General features: G+C 26.3%; 18 protein-coding genes and 1 tRNA gene. 18 read left to right on the top strand and 1 reads right to left on the bottom strand.

The annotated features are described in order from the left end of the window. Positions 1-3 precede the first annotated feature (3 nt). The 17 genes from sigE (at position 4) to EGD97_RS01840 (ending at position 15,678) form a co-directional block, all read left to right on the top strand. On the top strand, positions 4-711 hold the full coding sequence (sigE, locus tag EGD97_RS01920; RefSeq protein ID WP_078681550.1) for an RNA polymerase sporulation sigma factor SigE: 708 nt from the start codon (positions 4-6) through the stop codon (positions 709-711). Positions 712-785: 74 nt separating this feature from the next. After that, complete coding sequence (gene sigG, locus EGD97_RS01915; RefSeq protein ID WP_078681551.1) at positions 786-1,559, top strand: RNA polymerase sporulation sigma factor SigG; 774 nt, start codon at positions 786-788, stop codon at positions 1,557-1,559. Positions 1,560-1,810: 251 nt separating this feature from the next. After that, a complete protein-coding gene (locus EGD97_RS01910; protein WP_078681552.1) occupies positions 1,811-2,074 on the top strand; it encodes a YlmC/YmxH family sporulation protein in 264 nt (87 codons plus the stop codon). A gap of 80 nt (positions 2,075-2,154) precedes the next feature. Then, positions 2,155-2,613 carry a transcriptional regulator NrdR gene (gene nrdR / locus EGD97_RS01905; protein ID WP_078681553.1) on the top strand — a complete coding sequence of 153 codons (459 nt, stop codon included), beginning with the start codon at positions 2,155-2,157 and terminating at the stop codon, positions 2,611-2,613. Between the two features lie 105 nt (positions 2,614-2,718). Beyond that, complete coding sequence (pgeF, locus tag EGD97_RS01900) at positions 2,719-3,441, top strand: peptidoglycan editing factor PgeF (protein WP_078681554.1); 723 nt, start codon at positions 2,719-2,721, stop codon at positions 3,439-3,441. Between the two features lie 15 nt (positions 3,442-3,456). Beyond that, positions 3,457-4,152, top strand: a complete 696-nt coding sequence (locus EGD97_RS01895) for a winged helix-turn-helix domain-containing protein (RefSeq protein ID WP_078681555.1) — start codon at positions 3,457-3,459, stop codon at positions 4,150-4,152. Between the two features lies 1 nt (position 4,153). Beyond that, positions 4,154-5,857 (top strand): two-component system histidine kinase PnpS, encoded by a 1,704-nt coding sequence (gene pnpS / locus EGD97_RS01890; protein WP_078681556.1) that lies wholly within the window; start codon positions 4,154-4,156, stop codon positions 5,855-5,857. A 199-nt stretch (positions 5,858-6,056) separates the two neighbouring features. Continuing rightward, the gene (locus EGD97_RS01885; protein ID WP_078681557.1) at positions 6,057-6,944 is read left to right on the top strand and encodes a phosphate ABC transporter substrate-binding protein; all 888 of its coding nucleotides are present in this window, start codon (positions 6,057-6,059) and stop codon (positions 6,942-6,944) included. 23 nt (positions 6,945-6,967) lie between these two features. Beyond that, on the top strand, positions 6,968-7,870 hold the full coding sequence (gene pstC, locus EGD97_RS01880) for a phosphate ABC transporter permease subunit PstC (protein ID WP_078681558.1): 903 nt from the start codon (positions 6,968-6,970) through the stop codon (positions 7,868-7,870). Further along, positions 7,870-8,754 (top strand): phosphate ABC transporter permease PstA, encoded by an 885-nt coding sequence (pstA, locus tag EGD97_RS01875; protein ID WP_078681559.1) that lies wholly within the window; start codon positions 7,870-7,872, stop codon positions 8,752-8,754. The genes pstC and pstA overlap by 1 nt, the downstream gene beginning before the upstream one ends. 12 nt (positions 8,755-8,766) lie before the next feature. After that, positions 8,767-9,516 (top strand): phosphate ABC transporter ATP-binding protein PstB, encoded by a 750-nt coding sequence (gene pstB, locus EGD97_RS01870; protein ID WP_078681560.1) that lies wholly within the window; start codon positions 8,767-8,769, stop codon positions 9,514-9,516. Between the two features lie 21 nt (positions 9,517-9,537). Continuing rightward, positions 9,538-10,200 carry a phosphate signaling complex protein PhoU gene (gene phoU, locus EGD97_RS01865; protein ID WP_127836399.1) on the top strand — a complete coding sequence of 221 codons (663 nt, stop codon included), beginning with the start codon at positions 9,538-9,540 and terminating at the stop codon, positions 10,198-10,200. A 98-nt stretch (positions 10,201-10,298) separates the two neighbouring features. After that, complete coding sequence (locus EGD97_RS01860; protein WP_127836398.1) at positions 10,299-11,612, top strand: DUF512 domain-containing protein; 1,314 nt, start codon at positions 10,299-10,301, stop codon at positions 11,610-11,612. Between the two features lie 3 nt (positions 11,613-11,615). Next, positions 11,616-12,932: a ribosome biogenesis GTPase Der gene (gene der, locus EGD97_RS01855; protein ID WP_078681563.1), complete on the top strand. Its 1,317-nt coding sequence runs from the start codon at positions 11,616-11,618 to the stop codon at positions 12,930-12,932. A gap of 1 nt (position 12,933) precedes the next feature. Continuing rightward, entirely contained in the window at positions 12,934-13,938 is a 1,005-nt protein-coding gene (locus EGD97_RS01850) for an NAD(P)H-dependent glycerol-3-phosphate dehydrogenase (protein WP_078681564.1), read from the top strand. Positions 13,939-14,023: 85 nt separating this feature from the next. After that, positions 14,024-15,502, top strand: coding sequence for a stage IV sporulation protein A (gene spoIVA, locus EGD97_RS01845; protein WP_078681565.1), 1,479 nt, complete (start codon positions 14,024-14,026; stop codon positions 15,500-15,502). Between the two features lie 100 nt (positions 15,503-15,602). Further along, positions 15,603-15,678 (top strand) — tRNA-Pro (locus tag EGD97_RS01840). 57 nt (positions 15,679-15,735) lie between these two features. Here EGD97_RS01840 and EGD97_RS12340 read toward each other — a convergent pair. After that, on the bottom strand, positions 15,736-15,900 hold the full coding sequence (locus EGD97_RS12340; RefSeq protein WP_164850140.1) for a hypothetical protein: 165 nt from the start codon (positions 15,898-15,900) through the stop codon (positions 15,736-15,738). A gap of 85 nt (positions 15,901-15,985) precedes the next feature. Here EGD97_RS12340 and EGD97_RS01835 point away from each other — a divergent pair, with 85 nt between their 5' ends. Continuing rightward, the gene (locus tag EGD97_RS01835; protein WP_078681566.1) at positions 15,986-16,549 is read left to right on the top strand and encodes a cob(I)yrinic acid a,c-diamide adenosyltransferase; all 564 of its coding nucleotides are present in this window, start codon (positions 15,986-15,988) and stop codon (positions 16,547-16,549) included. Positions 16,550-16,606: the final 57 nt, after the last annotated feature.

Genomic DNA, 16,606 nt, shown 5'->3' with positions numbered 1-16,606 from the left:
ATTATGTTTAGACTTAAGGTAATATTAAATAGACTACTTTTAAATTTTAAAATATTTGCAAAAAAACTATATTACATAGGAGGTAATGATGCACTTCCTCCTCCTTTAAGCAAAGAAGAAGAAGAGGATTTAGTTGCTAAATTAATTGAAGGTGATGAAAGTATAAGATCCATATTAATTGAAAGAAATTTAAGATTAGTAGTATATATAGCACGTAAGTTTGAAAATACAGGAGTAAATGTTGAAGATTTAATATCAGTAGGCACCATAGGTCTTATAAAAGCTGTGAATACTTTTGATCCTAATAAAAAAATTAAACTTGCTACATATGCATCTAGATGTATTGAAAATGAAATACTTATGTATTTAAGAAGGAATAGTAAAGTAAAATCAGAAATATCTTTTTATGAACCTTTAAATATTGATTGGGATGGGAATGAACTTCTTCTTTCAGATATTTTAGGGACAGATAATGATGTTGTATATAATCTAATAGAAGATGAAGTTGATAAACAACTTTTGTTAGTAGCTATGAACAAGTTAAATAGTCGTGAAAAAGAAATAGTACAACTAAGATTTGGTTTAAACGGAGAATGTGAAAAAACGCAAAAAGAAGTTGCAGATATGCTAGGAATATCACAATCATATATATCAAGACTAGAAAAAAGAATAATAAAAAGATTAAAAAAAGAAATAAACAAAATGATATAGATTGTCCTTAGTATAAAAATCGGCTCCTCGGGAAATAATTTAAATGCTATTATTCTAAAGGGGCTGATGACGGAATGATGATTAACAAAGTTGAAATTTGTGGAGTTAATACAGCAAAGCTTCCAGTTTTAAAAGAAAATGAAATGAGGCAGCTGCTTATTAATATGAAGGATGGAGATGAGGCTTCTAGAGAAAAATTTATAAAAGGTAATTTAAGATTAGTTTTAAGTGTAATTCAAAGATTTAATAATAGAGGAGAAAATGTAGATGATTTATTTCAAGTAGGTTGCATAGGATTAATTAAAGCTATAGATAATTTTGATTTATCTCAAAATGTAAAATTTTCTACTTATGCTGTCCCTATGATAATAGGAGAAATTAGAAGATATTTACGAGATAATAATTCTATAAGAGTTAGCAGATCTTTACGAGATATTGCTTATAGGGCGCTTCAAGTAAGAGATAAATTAGTAGGTGAAAATAATAAAGAACCTACAATATCTCAAATTGCTAAAGAATTAAAAGTTCCTAGAGAAGAAGTTGTATTTGCTTTAGATGCAATACAAGATCCAGTTTCACTATTTGAACCTATATATCATGATGGAGGAGACGCAATATATGTTATGGATCAAATAAGTGATAATAAAAATTCAGATGATAGCTGGCTTGAAAATATATCTATAAAAGAAGCAATGAAAAAATTAAATGATAGAGAAAAATTAATATTATCTTTAAGATTTTTTGATGGAAGAACTCAAATGGAGGTTGCTGATGAAATTGGAATATCTCAAGCACAAGTATCTCGTCTTGAAAAAACCGCACTTAAGCATATGAGAAAATATATATAAGAGCCTTTTTAGGCTCTTTAAATTTTATATAATAAATAATATCACTAACCTATAATAAGCTGTAAATTAATTTTCGATATACAATTTATAGTGTTTCTAAATTTCTATTACATCTATATATAGTGGTAAATATTTAATAAAAAGACTTTTTTATTAGATAATCATAATATAATAATTAAAATATTCATATAAATTATATTAGAATAAACCTATAAAATAAATTTATGAAAAATGCAAGGGGGATAAAAAGTATGGAAGAATCTATGTATGCAATAAATAGTTTAAAATCAATGGAAGTAATAGATGTTAATTCTGGAACAAAGCTTGGATATATTAAAGATTTTAAAATTGATTGTGATGGTTACAAAATAATATCTATTTTATTACCTAATCAAAATGTTTCTTGGTTTAATAGAAATAATATAATTGAAATACCTTGGTCAAAAGTAGTTAAAATTGGTGTGGATGTAATACTTGTTGAAGGAGAAGAGATTATTGAAAATAACAAAGAGTAGAAAAATGTAACATAAAAGTGTATAATTATAATATAAATAAAAACATTTAATTATATTATAATTACAAGGATGTGAATAAGTTGAAGTGTCCATTCTGCGGTTATGAAGAAAGCAAAGTAGTAGATTCAAGATCTACGGAAGATGACATGGCTATAAGGAGAAGAAGAGAATGTCTTAAATGTAACAAAAGATATACTACTTATGAAAAAGTAGAAGATATTCCTATTTTAGTTATAAAAAAAGATTCTAGTAGAGAGTATTTTGATAAGTCTAAAATAATAAACGGTCTTTTGAAGGCATGTCAAAAAAGGCCTATATCACGTATGCAAATTGAAGCTATAGCAAATGATATTGAAAAAAAATTAAGTAATCAGATGCTTACAGAAGTAAAATCTGATTATATAGGTGAAATGATTATGGAAAGTTTAAAAAATTTAGATGAAGTAGCATATGTAAGATTTGCTTCTGTTTATAGACAATTTAAAGATATAAATACATTTATGGAAGAAATAAAAAATTTAATGACAAATAAAAGTTAAATGCCCTAAAGGGCATTTTTATTATGTTAAATATAAGTTAAAATATATTTATTTTTATTATTATGTTTAAGAGTAAATGTTATAATGTTAATTAAGGAGAGAAAAATGAAAAAAATAGCAATAGATAAATATGAATTTTTAACTGAAAAAGTGAAAAATGCTAATATATTTTTTTCTACAGCAAAAAATAATATTGATTTTAATATAAATTCAGATATTGGTAAAAATAATATTGAAAAATTGAAGAAATTAATGGGACTAGAAGATATATTGTATTTAAGTCAAATTCATTCAGATAATATATATATAACAAATAATAGTTTAAGTTTATATAATTATAAAGGAGATGGAATTATAACAAATAAAAAAAATATAGGAATAGGTGTGTTTACTGCTGATTGTGTACCTGTTATTATATATGATACAAATAAAGAAGTAATAGCTGCGATACATAGTGGATGGAGAGGGACACTTTCTTGTATAGTTATTAAAGCAATAGAAAAAATGAAAAAAGAATTTAATTCAAATCCATCTGATATAGTTGCATATATAGGACCTCATAATATGGAATGCTGTTATGAAATAGGTGAAGATGTAGCTGAAAAATTTAAAAGTTGTAAAACATATAAAGATATAGATATTATAAAAAATAACAAATTAAATCTCAAACTATGTATAAGTACACAACTTAAAAGTCAGGGAGTTTATTTACAAAATATAAATTCAGTAGATATTTGTACATTTTGTAATAAAGAATATGAACTTTATTCTTATAGAAAATTTGGGAAAAATTGTGGACGAATGTTTTCATACATATATATGAAATAATAATGGAGGGGTATAATGTCACAATATAAAATACTTATTGTAGATGATGAAGAGCATATCCAAGAACTTATAAAATTTAATCTTGAAAATGTCGGATATAAAGTTATTTGTGCTGGCAATGGAATAGATGCTTTAAAATTAATAAAAAATGAAAAGCCAGATTTAGTGCTACTGGATGTGATGCTTCCAGAAAAAGATGGATATGATGTATGTAAAGAAGTTAGAAAAGACATTAGTGTTTCTAATATTCCAATAATTATGATAACTGCTAAAAGCGAAGAATTAGATAAAATTTTAGGGTTAGAACTTGGTGCAGATGATTATATAACTAAACCATTTTCTATAAGAGAACTTCTTGCAAGAGTTAAGGCTGTGCTTAGAAGGACATCAAATAATCCAATAGATAAAATTTTCAAGTTTGATAGTATAGTTATAGATTTTGAAAATCATGAAGTTACAAAAGACGGGAAAAAAATAGAGCTTACATTAAAAGAATTTGAAGTACTGGAAATACTAATAAAAAATAAAGGCAGAGTAATAACTAGGGAATTTTTGCTTGATAAAGTCTGGGGATATGATTTTATTGGAGAGACAAGAACTGTGGATGTTCATATAAGGCATTTAAGGCAAAAGATAGAATATGATGATAAATCCCCTAAATATATTGAAACTATTAGAGGTGTAGGATATAGGTTTAACATAGGTGATTAATGTGAAAAAACGACTTGTATATTATATATTAACTGTTTTAAGTTTGAGCGTTATAGTATTAACTATTTTTTTTATTAGAATAAGTAATTATAGTTTTAATGAAAATTTAAAAAAACAGTTAAAAAACAATAATGACTTTATAATTAGTATATTAAAAAGCGATAATATAAAAAATAAAGATGAATTTATAAAAAATAATCTAAAATATTTAAATATAAGAATTACATATATAGATAAATCAGGAAATGTAATATTTGATTCAATAGTTGATAGTGAAACTATGAAAAATCATAATAACAGGGCTGAAATAAAAGAAGCTCGAAAAAATGGCATTGGATATAGTATTAGATATAGTTCTACTTTAAATAAAAATATGATATATGTAGCTTCTGTTTTTGATGATGGATATATAGTAAGAAGTTCTATGGAAGCTTCTTTAATAAATAATTTTAAAAGTAAATATATTAAAGATTATATTATTACTTTAATATTTGTTCTTTTTATAGCAACAATAATGTCAATAAGATTATCTCAAATTATTGTAAGTCCAATAAAAAACTTACAATATATAGCATCAAGATTGGCACATGGTGAACTTTATAAAAGATCAAAAATAACATCTAATGACGAAATAGGGGAATTAAGCAAAGCATTTAATGATATGGCTGATAAACTTCAGATTCTGCTTAAAGATGTTACTGATAAACAAAACAGATTAGAAGCTATATTGAAAAGCATGGATAGCGGAGTTATAGCCATTGATGTAAATTATAAAATTATAATGATAAATCCTTATGCTAAAGAAATATTTGGCATAAATAAAGATGTAATAGGTGAAAATTTATTAGACGTTATAGATGAGTATAATTTTGAGAACATATTTAAATACAATTTAGAAGAATATAAAGAAATAAAAATAACATGGCCTAAAGAAAGAGAATTAAGAATAAAAACAGCGGATATAATAAGCGAACATAAACTTATAGGTACTGTTGCAGTAGTTCAAGATATAACTGATATTAAAAAATTAGAAAATATGAGATCACAATTTGTTGCAAATGTATCTCATGAATTAAAAACTCCGCTTACATCAATTAAAGGTTTTGCTGAAACTCTTAAATATGTAGAAGATTCAGATACAAGAGATAAATTTCTAGATATTATTAATGATGAGGCTGAAAGATTAACTAGATTGATAAATGATATACTTATATTATCGCATATTGAGCAACATAGAGAAGGTAAATTAGAGGAATTTAATATAAATGAAGTAATAGAAGAAGTATACAATCTTATGAAAAATATTGCAGAATCTAAAGGGGTAAATATTAAAATTGTTGGAGAAAATCTTCCTACTATTGTAGGAGATAGAGACAGATTTAAACAAATGATTATAAATTTAGTTGACAATGGTATAAAATATTCAGAAAAAAATGATAAAGTTTTTATAGGTACAGAACTAAAAAATAACAATTATATTATTTGGGTGGAAGATACTGGAGTAGGCATGTCTAAAGAGCATTTAAACAGAATATTTGAAAGATTTTATAGAATTGATAAAGCAAGGTCTAGAAGCCAAGGGGGGACTGGATTAGGTCTTGCTATAGTTAAACATATTGTTTTAAGCTTTAATGGAAATATAGAAGTAGAAAGTCAATTAGGAGTAGGAACAAAATTTACAATATATATACCATTAAAAAGATAGATTTAATTTATATTTTTAATGGTATATATAATTTAATTTTTTGAATATGCATTGAAAATTTTTTTAGGATAATAATATTTTATATAAAAATATATATGTTAATTTATTTTAACATATACATAACATTAATTTAACTTTGAAAATTTATAATCAACATATATACATATAATTTTATATACTTTTGGGAGGTATTTTTATAATGAAAAAAAGTGCCCTAAAAATGAAAATAATCGTACTAATATTAATCAATATAATTATTTTTTCTAGTGGGTGTAAAAAAAATAATAATTATGAATCTAAATCAGATGTGTCAGGATTGATAACTATTGCAGGTTCTACAGCTCTACAACCTTTAGTTGAATCTGCAGGCAAAAAATTCAGCGAAAAATATACTGATGTTATAATAAATGTTCAAGGTGGTGGAAGTGGAACAGGATTAACTCAAGTGATTCAAGGAGCAGTTGATATAGGAAATTCAGATATAGATGCTGAAGATAAACTAAAACCAGAATTTGCAAATCAACTTGTGGATCATAAAATTTGTGTTGTGGGATTTGGAATAGTAGTGAATAATAAAGTACAAATAGATAATATAAGCAGTAGTGATTTAATAAAAATTTTTACAGGTAAAGTAACAAATTGGAAAGAAGTTGGAGGAAATGATCTCCCTATAGTTGTAATAAATAGACCCAAATCTTCAGGAACACGAGCTGCATTTAAAAAATATGCTCTTAATGGAGAAGACGAAATTCAAGGGAAAGTTTTAACTCAAGATTCAAGTGGAGCAGTACAAAAAACGATAGAATCAAATGATGGAGCCATAGGGTATTTAGCTTCTTCATTTTTAAAAACAATTTCTAAAGAAAGCAATATAAAGATTCTAAAAGTAGATGGTGTAGATATGAACAAAGAAAATATTGCTAATGGCAAATACAAAATTTGGTCATATGAGCACATGTATACTAAAGGAGATCCTAAAGGAGTCACAAAGATGTTTTTAGATTACATGATCACTCCTGAAGTAAGTGTATTAGTAGAAAATTTAGGATATATACCTATAAAAGATATGAAAGTAACTAGAAAATAAATTTGAGATAAGGATGATTATATATGAATAAGGAAAATTTTTCAAAAAAGTTAAAAAATGAATATATAGGGAAAACTTTTGTTACAATATGCGGACTTTTAATAGTAGCTTTAACGGTATCAATAATTATTTTTGTAACATTAAAAGGTCTAAGCACTTTTACAAAAGATAAATATCCAATAACCAAATTTTTATTTTCTACAAATTGGAATCCAGATGCGTCGCTTGAAAATGGAGGTCCTCAATTTGGAACGTTAATTTTTATAATATCATCTATATTAGTTTCAGTTGGAGCTGTATTGATAAGTGCTCCACTTGGAATAGGATTAGCAATTTTTATGAATACAATTTCTCCTAAAATAGGAGAAAAACTACTTCAACCTGCAATGGAGCTATTTGTAGGAATTCCTTCAGTTGTATATGGATTTGTAGGACTTACGGTTTTAGTACCTTTTATAAAAAATGTTTTTGGAGGGCTGGGATTTAGCTTATTAGCAGGTATTCTTGTATTAAGTATTATGATACTTCCGACAATAACAAGTATTTCTTCAGACGCTATTAAAAACATTCCTAAAGATTATATTGAAGCCTCTTATGGATTAGGTGCTACTAGATGGCAGACTATAAGTAAAGTTATAGTACCAGCGGCTAAAAATGGCATTTTAACTGGAATAGTTTTAGGAATTGCTAGAGCCTTTGGCGAAGCATTAGCAGTACAAATGGTTATTGGTAACTCAATTAACCTTCCTAGTTCTTTATTAGATACAACTTCTACTCTTACAAGCATTTTAACTATGGATATGGCTAACACTATATTTGGATCTGAATGGAATAATGCTTTATGGTCTATGTCGCTTTTATTACTTATAGTTTCATTTATTTTTATTATTATTATAAGGAAATTAGGCAGGAAGGATGAAATATAATGAGCGCTAAATTAAAAGATAAGATAGCAACAATAATATTATATGTTATATCTGCTATGGTTTTAATTATTTTAATAAGCCTTATAGGATTTATTATTTATAATGGTAGACATTCTTTAAATTTAAAATTTTTAACTGGAAATCCCAAATTTGGAGAAACTGGTGGCGGCATAGGTCCAATGCTATTTAATTCATTTTATCTTTTAATAGTTTCTCTATTAATTACAATTCCTATAGGTATAGGAGCAGGAATATATTTAGCTGAATATGCTAAAGAAGGTTTTTTGCTTAATATTATTCGATTAAGCATAGAAACTATGGCTTCTCTTCCATCTATTGTTGTAGGACTTTTTGGATTAATTATATTTGTTAAATTAACGGGAGGATATAATTTATTATCAGGAGCATTAGCTATAACGGTAATAAATCTTCCTTCTATAACAAGAGTATGTGAAACAGCTATAAAAACTACTTCTATTGGTATTAAAGAAGCAAGTTTAGGATTGGGAGCAACTAAATGGCAGACAATAAAAAAAGTTATTCTTCCAACTTCGCTACCTCAAATATTAACAGGCATTATTTTAGCAGCAGGAAGAATATTTGGAGAAGCTGCAGCATTATTATATACAGCAGGAATGAGTGCCCCACCTCTTAAATTTAACAACATTAGTTTAGTAAATAAAGTTTCTGCTTTTAGTTTATTTAGGCCAGCAGAAACATTAGCTGTTTATATTTGGAAGCTTAATTCAGAAGCCTCTACTCCAGATTCAGCTCAAATAGCTGCAGGAGCCTCAGCTGTATTAATAATTATGGTGCTAATCTTTAATATATTAGCAAGAACAATAGGGAAAAAAATATATGCTTCTTACACAGGAACAAAATAAGGGGGAAGTTTTATGAATGTTATACAAACTAAAAATTTAAATCTTTATTATGGAAATGTTCATGCTTTAAAAAATATAAATTTAGATATAGCAAAAAACAAAGTTACTGCACTTATTGGACCTTCAGGTTGTGGTAAATCTACATTTTTAAGAACATTAAACAGAATGAATGATTTAATAGATAATGTTAAAATAGAAGGACAAGTAATATATGAAGGCAAAAATATATATAATGATTATGATGTAATAGAACTTAGAAAAAAAGTTGGAATGGTTTTTCAAAAACCTAATCCATTTCCTATGTCTATATATGATAATATTACTTATGGTCCTAAGATTCATGGAATAAAAAATAAAAATGTTTTAGATGAAATTGTTGAAAAAAGTCTTAAAGGGGCTGCACTATGGGATGAAGTTAAAGATAGGTTAAAAAAAAGTGCACAAGGATTATCAGGAGGTCAACAGCAACGACTATGTATAGCAAGGGTATTAGCAGTTGAACCGGAAGTAATTTTAATGGATGAGCCAACTTCTGCTCTTGATCCAATATCAACAGGAAAAGTAGAAGAATTAATGGATGAACTTAAAAAAAAATATACAGTAGTAATTGTAACTCATAATATGCAACAGGCTGGAAGAATTTCTGATAATACGGCTTTCTTTTTAAATGGTGAAGTCATTGAAAGTGGTAAAACTGAAGATATATTTTATAAACCTAGAGATAAAAGAACTGAAGATTATATAACTGGTAGATTTGGATAATAAAAAATAGAGGTGATTTTTATGGCAGCAGCAAGAAGCTCTTTTGATAATAATTTACAAGAATTATATAATGATATAAAAAATATGGGAAATATGGTTGAAGATCAAATAAGTTTATGCATAGAATCATTGTTAAAGCAAGATGAAAAACTTGCAAATAAAATAATTGAAAATGATGATTTAGTAGATAATATGCAAAAAGAAATAGAAGATAAATGTATAAAACTTATAGCTACTCAACAGCCGTTAGCTCATGATTTAAGAATAATATTTACTACTTCAAAAATTGTAACAGATTTAGAAAGAATGGCTGATTATGCAGTTGATATAGCTAAAATAGCAAAAAGATTAAAAGATGAAAAATATATAAAACAACTTATTGATATCCCTAGAATGGGTGAAAAAGCAAAAGAAATGGTAAGACTTTCAGTCAATGCATATATTGAAGGAAATGTAAAAAAAGCTTATGAAATATGCAAGATGGATGATGAAATAGATGGAATTTATAAACAAATTTTTAGTGAGCTTTTAGTATTAATGATGAGTGATTCAAGTACAATTAAACAAGCTACTCAATTTTTATTTATTTGCAAGTTTTTAGAAAGATTTGCAGATCATACTACTAATATATGTGAATGGACAATTTATTTAGTTACTGGTGAGCAAAAAGATTTGAATGAATAATAAAAACCCCTTAAAGGGGTTTTTATTATTCATTGACTAAAATTTATAGTTAATGTATTATAACTAAATGAGTACATTACCAAATTAGGGGTGATAATATGAAAAACAAAATAGTAAAAGTTGAAAAAGGGAGTATAGCAGAAGAACTAGGAATTGAAGTCGGAGATAAACTTATTAGTATTAATGATATAGAAATAAAAGATGTTATTGATTATAAATTTTTAATTACTGATGAATTTATAGTTGTTAGAATAGAAAAAGAAAATGGAGATATATGGGATTTAGAAATTGAAAAAGAATATGATGAGAAATTAGGTATAGAATTTGAAAATTCTATATTAGATGAAGCAACAAGATGTTCTAATAATTGTATATTTTGTTTTATAGATCAACTGCCTAAAGGTATGAGAAAAACACTTTATTTTAAAGATGATGATTCTAGATTATCATTTCTTCAAGGAAATTTTATTACTTTAACTAATATGAATGACGAAGATATAAATAGAATTATAAAATATAAAATTAGTCCTATTAATGTTTCTGTTCATACAACAAATCCTGAATTGAGAGTAAAAATGCTTAATAATAGATTTGCAGGAGATATATACAAAAAACTTGAAAAACTAGCCAAAGGAGGTATTGAAATTAATTGTCAAATTGTTTTATGTCCAGGATTAAATAATGGGAATGAACTAAAAAATACAATAGAAGATTTATTTAAGTTATATCCTTCTATTAAAAATGTAGCAGCAGTACCAGTAGGAATTACAAAATTTAGAAAAGGTTTATTTGATATAACTTTATATAATAAAGAAAGCAGTAAAGAAGAAATTATAAATATGTCTAAACTTCAAAAGAAATATATAGAAAAGATAGGATATCCTTTTATAAGATTATCTGATGAATTTTATGTGATGGCAGGCATGGAAGTACCTAATGAAGAATTTTATGGTGAATATGAACAGCTTGAAGATGGTATAGGTATGATACGAATTTTTAAAAGTAATATAAAAAGAAGTTTAAAAAAACTTAAAAAAAATGTTAAAGGAGATTTTACTATTGTAACAGGAGTTTCAGCTTTTGATACAATAAAAGAAGCAGCAGATCAAATAATGAAACTAAATAATAAAATAAAATTAAATGTGATAAAAATTACAAATAAATTTTTTGGAGAAACTATAACTGTAGCAGGGCTTTTAACTGGTCAGGATATTATAGAAAAGCTTAAAGAATGTAATTTAGGGCAATATATAATTATATCTAAAAATATGCTTAAGAGTGATGAAAAAATATTTTTGGATGATATAAAAGTAGAAGATATAGAAAAAATTTTTGGTAAAAAAATGCTCATTGCAGAATATACTGGTGAGGATTTAATTGATATATTAAATAATTTTAGCAAGGAGGAATAATAAATGGGAAAACCAATTGTAGCTATTGTTGGAAGACCAAATGTAGGAAAATCAACTCTTTTTAATAAAATTGCAGGTAAAAGAATTTCAATTGTAGAAGATACCCCAGGAGTAACAAGAGATAGAGTATATGCTGAAGCTGATTGGCTTAATTATAATTTTACTATTATTGATACAGGTGGTATTGAACCTGAAAATGAAGATATAATTCTTTCTCAGATGAGAAGACAGGCACAAATTGCTATAGATACAGCAAATGTTATAATTTTTATAGTTGATGGCAAAGAAGGACTTGTGGCTGCTGATTATGAAGTAGCACAAATGCTTAGAAAAAGTAAAAAACCGATTGTACTTGTTGTAAATAAAATAGATAGTTTAAAAGAAGAAGATAATGCATATGAATTTTATAATTTAGGAATAGGAGAGCCTATAACAATTTCAGCATCACAAGGATTAGGACTTGGAGATATGTTAGATAAGGTAGTTTCCTATTTTCCTAAAGATTTAGATGATGAAAAAAACAATGAATATATTAAAATTGCTATTGTTGGAAGGCCTAATGTTGGGAAATCTTCTCTTATAAATAAACTTTTAGGAGAAGAAAGAGTTATAGTAAGTGATGTACCAGGTACAACAAGAGATGCCATTGATAGTGTTCTAGAAACAGAAAATGGGAAATTTATTCTTATTGATACAGCAGGTCTTAGGAAAAAAAGTAAAATAAAAGAAGAAATTGAAAGATATAGCGCTATTAGAACTTTAGCTGCAATAGAAAGAGCTGATGTATGTATACTTGTGATTGATGCTACAGAGGGGGTATCAGAACAAGATGAAAAAATAATAGGATATGCTCACGAGCAAGGGAAAGCTATAATGATTGTAGTTAATAAATGGGACTTAATAGAAAAAGATAATAAAACTTTAAATAATTATACAAAAGAATTGAAATATAAATTATCTTTCATAGATTATGCTCCATATGTATTTATTTCTGCAAAAACAGGTCAAAGAGTACAAAAAGTTCTTGAAATTGCAAAACAATGCTTTGAAAATTTTTCAAAGAGAATTGCTACAGGAATATTAAATGATGTAATAAACAGAGCTGTATTAATGAAAGAACCACCTATAGTAGGTTTTAAAAGATTAAAAATTTATTATGTTACTCAAGTAGAAACAAAACCTCCAACTTTTGTATTTTTTGTAAATGATCCTGATGCACTACATTTTTCTTATGAAAGATATTTATTGAATCAATTAAGAGAAAGTTTTGATTTTAAAGGAACAGCTATAAAATTTATTTTTCGAGAAAGGAAAGAATAAAATGAGCGATAAAGTTTCTTTTTTAGGTGCTGGAAGCTTTGGAAGTGCCTTAAGTATAATGCTAGCTAAAAAAGGTTTAGAAGTGAATATATGGGATAGAAATAAAAATATTATAGAAAATATTAATATAAAAAGAGAAAATAAAAAATATCTTCCTGGTATAAATATTCCATACAATGTAAAAGCTTTTGACAGCATTAAAGATACTATCAAAGATAGTGATTTTATCGTTTTGGCTGTACCTTCTCATGCTATAAGAGATTTGAGCAGACAGATTAAACATATTATAAAGGAAAATCAAATTATAATAAATATTGCTAAGGGTATAGAAGAAAATACATATTTAAGACTATCACAAGTTATAGAAGAAGAAATCCCAAATAACCCAATTGTTATATTATCCGGGCCAAGTCATGCTGAAGAAGTAGCAAATGATATACCTACTGCTGTGGTAGTAACATCAAAATATATGGAAGCTGCAATGAAAGTTCAAAATTTATTTATGACGGATAAATTTAGAGTATATACTAATAATGATATAATTGGTATTGAAATAGGAGGAGCTGTTAAAAATATAATAGCACTGGCTGCTGGTATATCAGATGGGATAGGTTATGGAGATAATGCAAAAGCTGCTCTTATGACAAGAGGAATGACTGAAATTACGAGAATTGGAACAAAATTAGGTGGGAAAAAAGAAACATTTTTCGGGCTTACAGGAATGGGAGATCTTATAGTTACATGTACTAGTATGCATAGTAGAAATAGAAAAGCTGGTATATTGATAGGGCAAGGTTTTACTCCAAATGAAGCTATTGAAAAAATAGGAATGGTCGTTGAAGGAATAAAATCTTGCAGTATATTTTATAAACTAAAAGAAAAATTAAATATTTCAATGCCTATTACTGATGTGCTTTATAAAGTTATATTTGAAGGATTAGATCCTGAATATGGAGTTTATAAATTAATGTCTAGAGATAAAAAAGATGAAATTTATATGATGTAAAATTAATCTATAAAAAATAAGTAATAAATTTTATTTCCCTCAAATATATATATATTGTTAATAAGTATTTATTGGAGGGAATGCGTTGGAAAAGTTCGATATATATAAGGATATAGCAGAAAGAACACAAGGAGATATATATGTAGGAGTAGTTGGACCAGTAAGAACAGGAAAATCGTCTTTTATTAAAAGATTTATGGATCTAATGGTTATTCCTAATATTGAAAACTCCTATAAAAAACAAAGGGCTAAAGATGAATTACCACAAAGTGCATCTGGAAAATCTATTCATACTACAGAGCCTAAATTTGTACCAAATGAAGCTGTTGAAATTCATATTGGTGATGGGGTAAAATTTAAAGTTAGAATGGTTGATTGCGTTGGTTATATAGTAAAAGGTGCATTAGGATACTCAGAGGTAAATGGTCCTAAAATGGTTACAACTCCATGGTATGATCATGAAATACCTTTTGAAGAAGCTGCAGAAATTGGAACTAAAAAAGTTATAAATGAGCACTCTACTATAGGGTTAGTAGTAACTACTGATGGATCAATAACTGATATTCCAAGAGAAGATTATTTAGAAGCAGAAGAAAGAGTAGTAAAAGAATTAAAAGCTATAAATAAGCCTTTTATAATAATTTTAAATTCAGCAAATGTTAATGATCCTAAAACTGAAGAATTAAGGAAAGAACTTGAAGAAAAATACGATGTACCTGTACAAACTTTAGATGTATTAAATATGAATGAAAATGACATAGCTACTGTTTTTCAAATTGTACTTAAAGAATTCCCAGTTTCTGAAATTAACATAGACATTCCAGAATGGATTGAAAAGTTAGAACCAAAGCATTGGTTAAAGATCGACTTTTTAAATCTTGTTAAAGATATGTGTAAAAAAATTTTTAAGGTTAGAGATGTTAAACGCTCTATAGAAGATTTTAAAGAAGTTGAGTTTTTAGATTTAGCAGATTTAAGCGAAATAAATATGGGAAATGGTACTGCTCGAGTCATACTTAATCCTAAAAAGAATTTATTTTATAAAGTACTTAGTGAAGTATGTGGTAGCGATATTAAAGGAGAAAATGAGTTATTATCTATAATTAAAACTTTAAATGAAGCAAAGGTTGAATATGATAAAGTAGCACAAGCTTTAAAAGATGTTAGAGAAACAGGATATGGATTAGTTTCTCCACAATTATCTGAAATGAAATTAGAAGAACCTGAAGTTGTAAAACAAGGTAATAGATGTGTAGTTAAACTTAAAGCAAGTGCTCCTTCACTCCATTTTATAAAAGCTGATATTGAAAGTGAAATATCTCCAATAATGGGCACTGAAAAACAAAGTGAAGAACTTATGAAATCATTATTAGATCAATTTGAAAATGATAAATCAAAAATTTGGCAAAGTAATATGTTTGGAAAACCTTTAGAAATATTGGTTAAAGAAGAACTTCAAAATAAACTTTATAAGATGCCTGAAGATGTTCAAATAAAACTTCAAAAAACTCTTCAAAAGATTATCAACGAAGGTACGGGCGGATTAATTTGTATAATTTTATAATTTTTAAATAATTTATTTTACCTAAATCAATAAAAATAGGCTTGTATAAGCCTATTTTTATTGATTTTTTTATATCTTATGTTATAATTAAATTTGTTATCTGGGTATGGCGCAGATGGTAGCGCGCTAGAATGGGGTTCTAGAGGTCGCAGGTTCAAATCCTGTTACCCAGACCATGAGAGAGACTGTAATCTTTAAATGATTACAGTCTTCATTTACTTTTTAGAGACACATTATAATTTTCCATCGTAAAATTCAATTATTTTTATATAATTGCCACCAAGTTTAGATGTAAGATTATCATTATATCCGTAAGAATTTTTATAATTTAAAAACGAATATTCATTTTTAAATTGTGACTTCTCATCTTGTATATTTTCTAAAGGTTTATTATACATATAATCACCTCCATAGTCATAGATTGTGCAACTTAAATTAACATATACATATAAAAAATATTACATATACGAAAGGAAGAAATATATGGATAAAATTTATACTAAAAGTGGTGATTATGGTTATACCACAAATTTTTTAGGTAAAAAATGTTTTAAAGGAGATATTGAAATAGAATTACAAGGTCAGATAGATAAAGTAAATTCTGAAATAGGTTTTTTACGAAGTTTAGTAAATGATATAGAAACAACAACAGACAAATCAAATTCATACGATTTAGATAATATATTAAAAAAAATACAATATCAGTTATATTTAGTAGGAATTGAAATTTCAATGGAATTTACTAAAGAGCATATATTAGAAGATGATATAAATTTTTTAGAAAAAAATATAGATTTTTTAATATATAATACAAAACCAATGGATACTTTTATTTATTATTCTGGAAGTAAAGAATCTACTTTTTCTCATATAATAAGATCAGAAATAAGAAAAAGTGAAATAATATTTGCCAGATTATTTCAAAATAGGAACTACCCTGTAAGTTATAAATATATAAATAGGCTTTCTGATTATTTTTTTGCATTAAGCAGATATTTAAATAATTTAAATAATATTAGTGATGAGCCTTTAAAACATATTAAATAAAAATAAGTATATAATTTATTATTTCAATATAGCTTTTATTATGTAAAAATAATTTGT

The sequence above is a fragment of the Clostridium prolinivorans genome (assembly GCF_004011155.1).
Classification (GTDB): Bacteria; Bacillota; Clostridia; order Clostridiales; family Clostridiaceae; genus Clostridium_AT; species Clostridium_AT prolinivorans.
The sequence above is the reverse complement of the archived record's forward strand: the minus strand, read 5'-3'. Positions and strand labels throughout refer to the sequence as shown.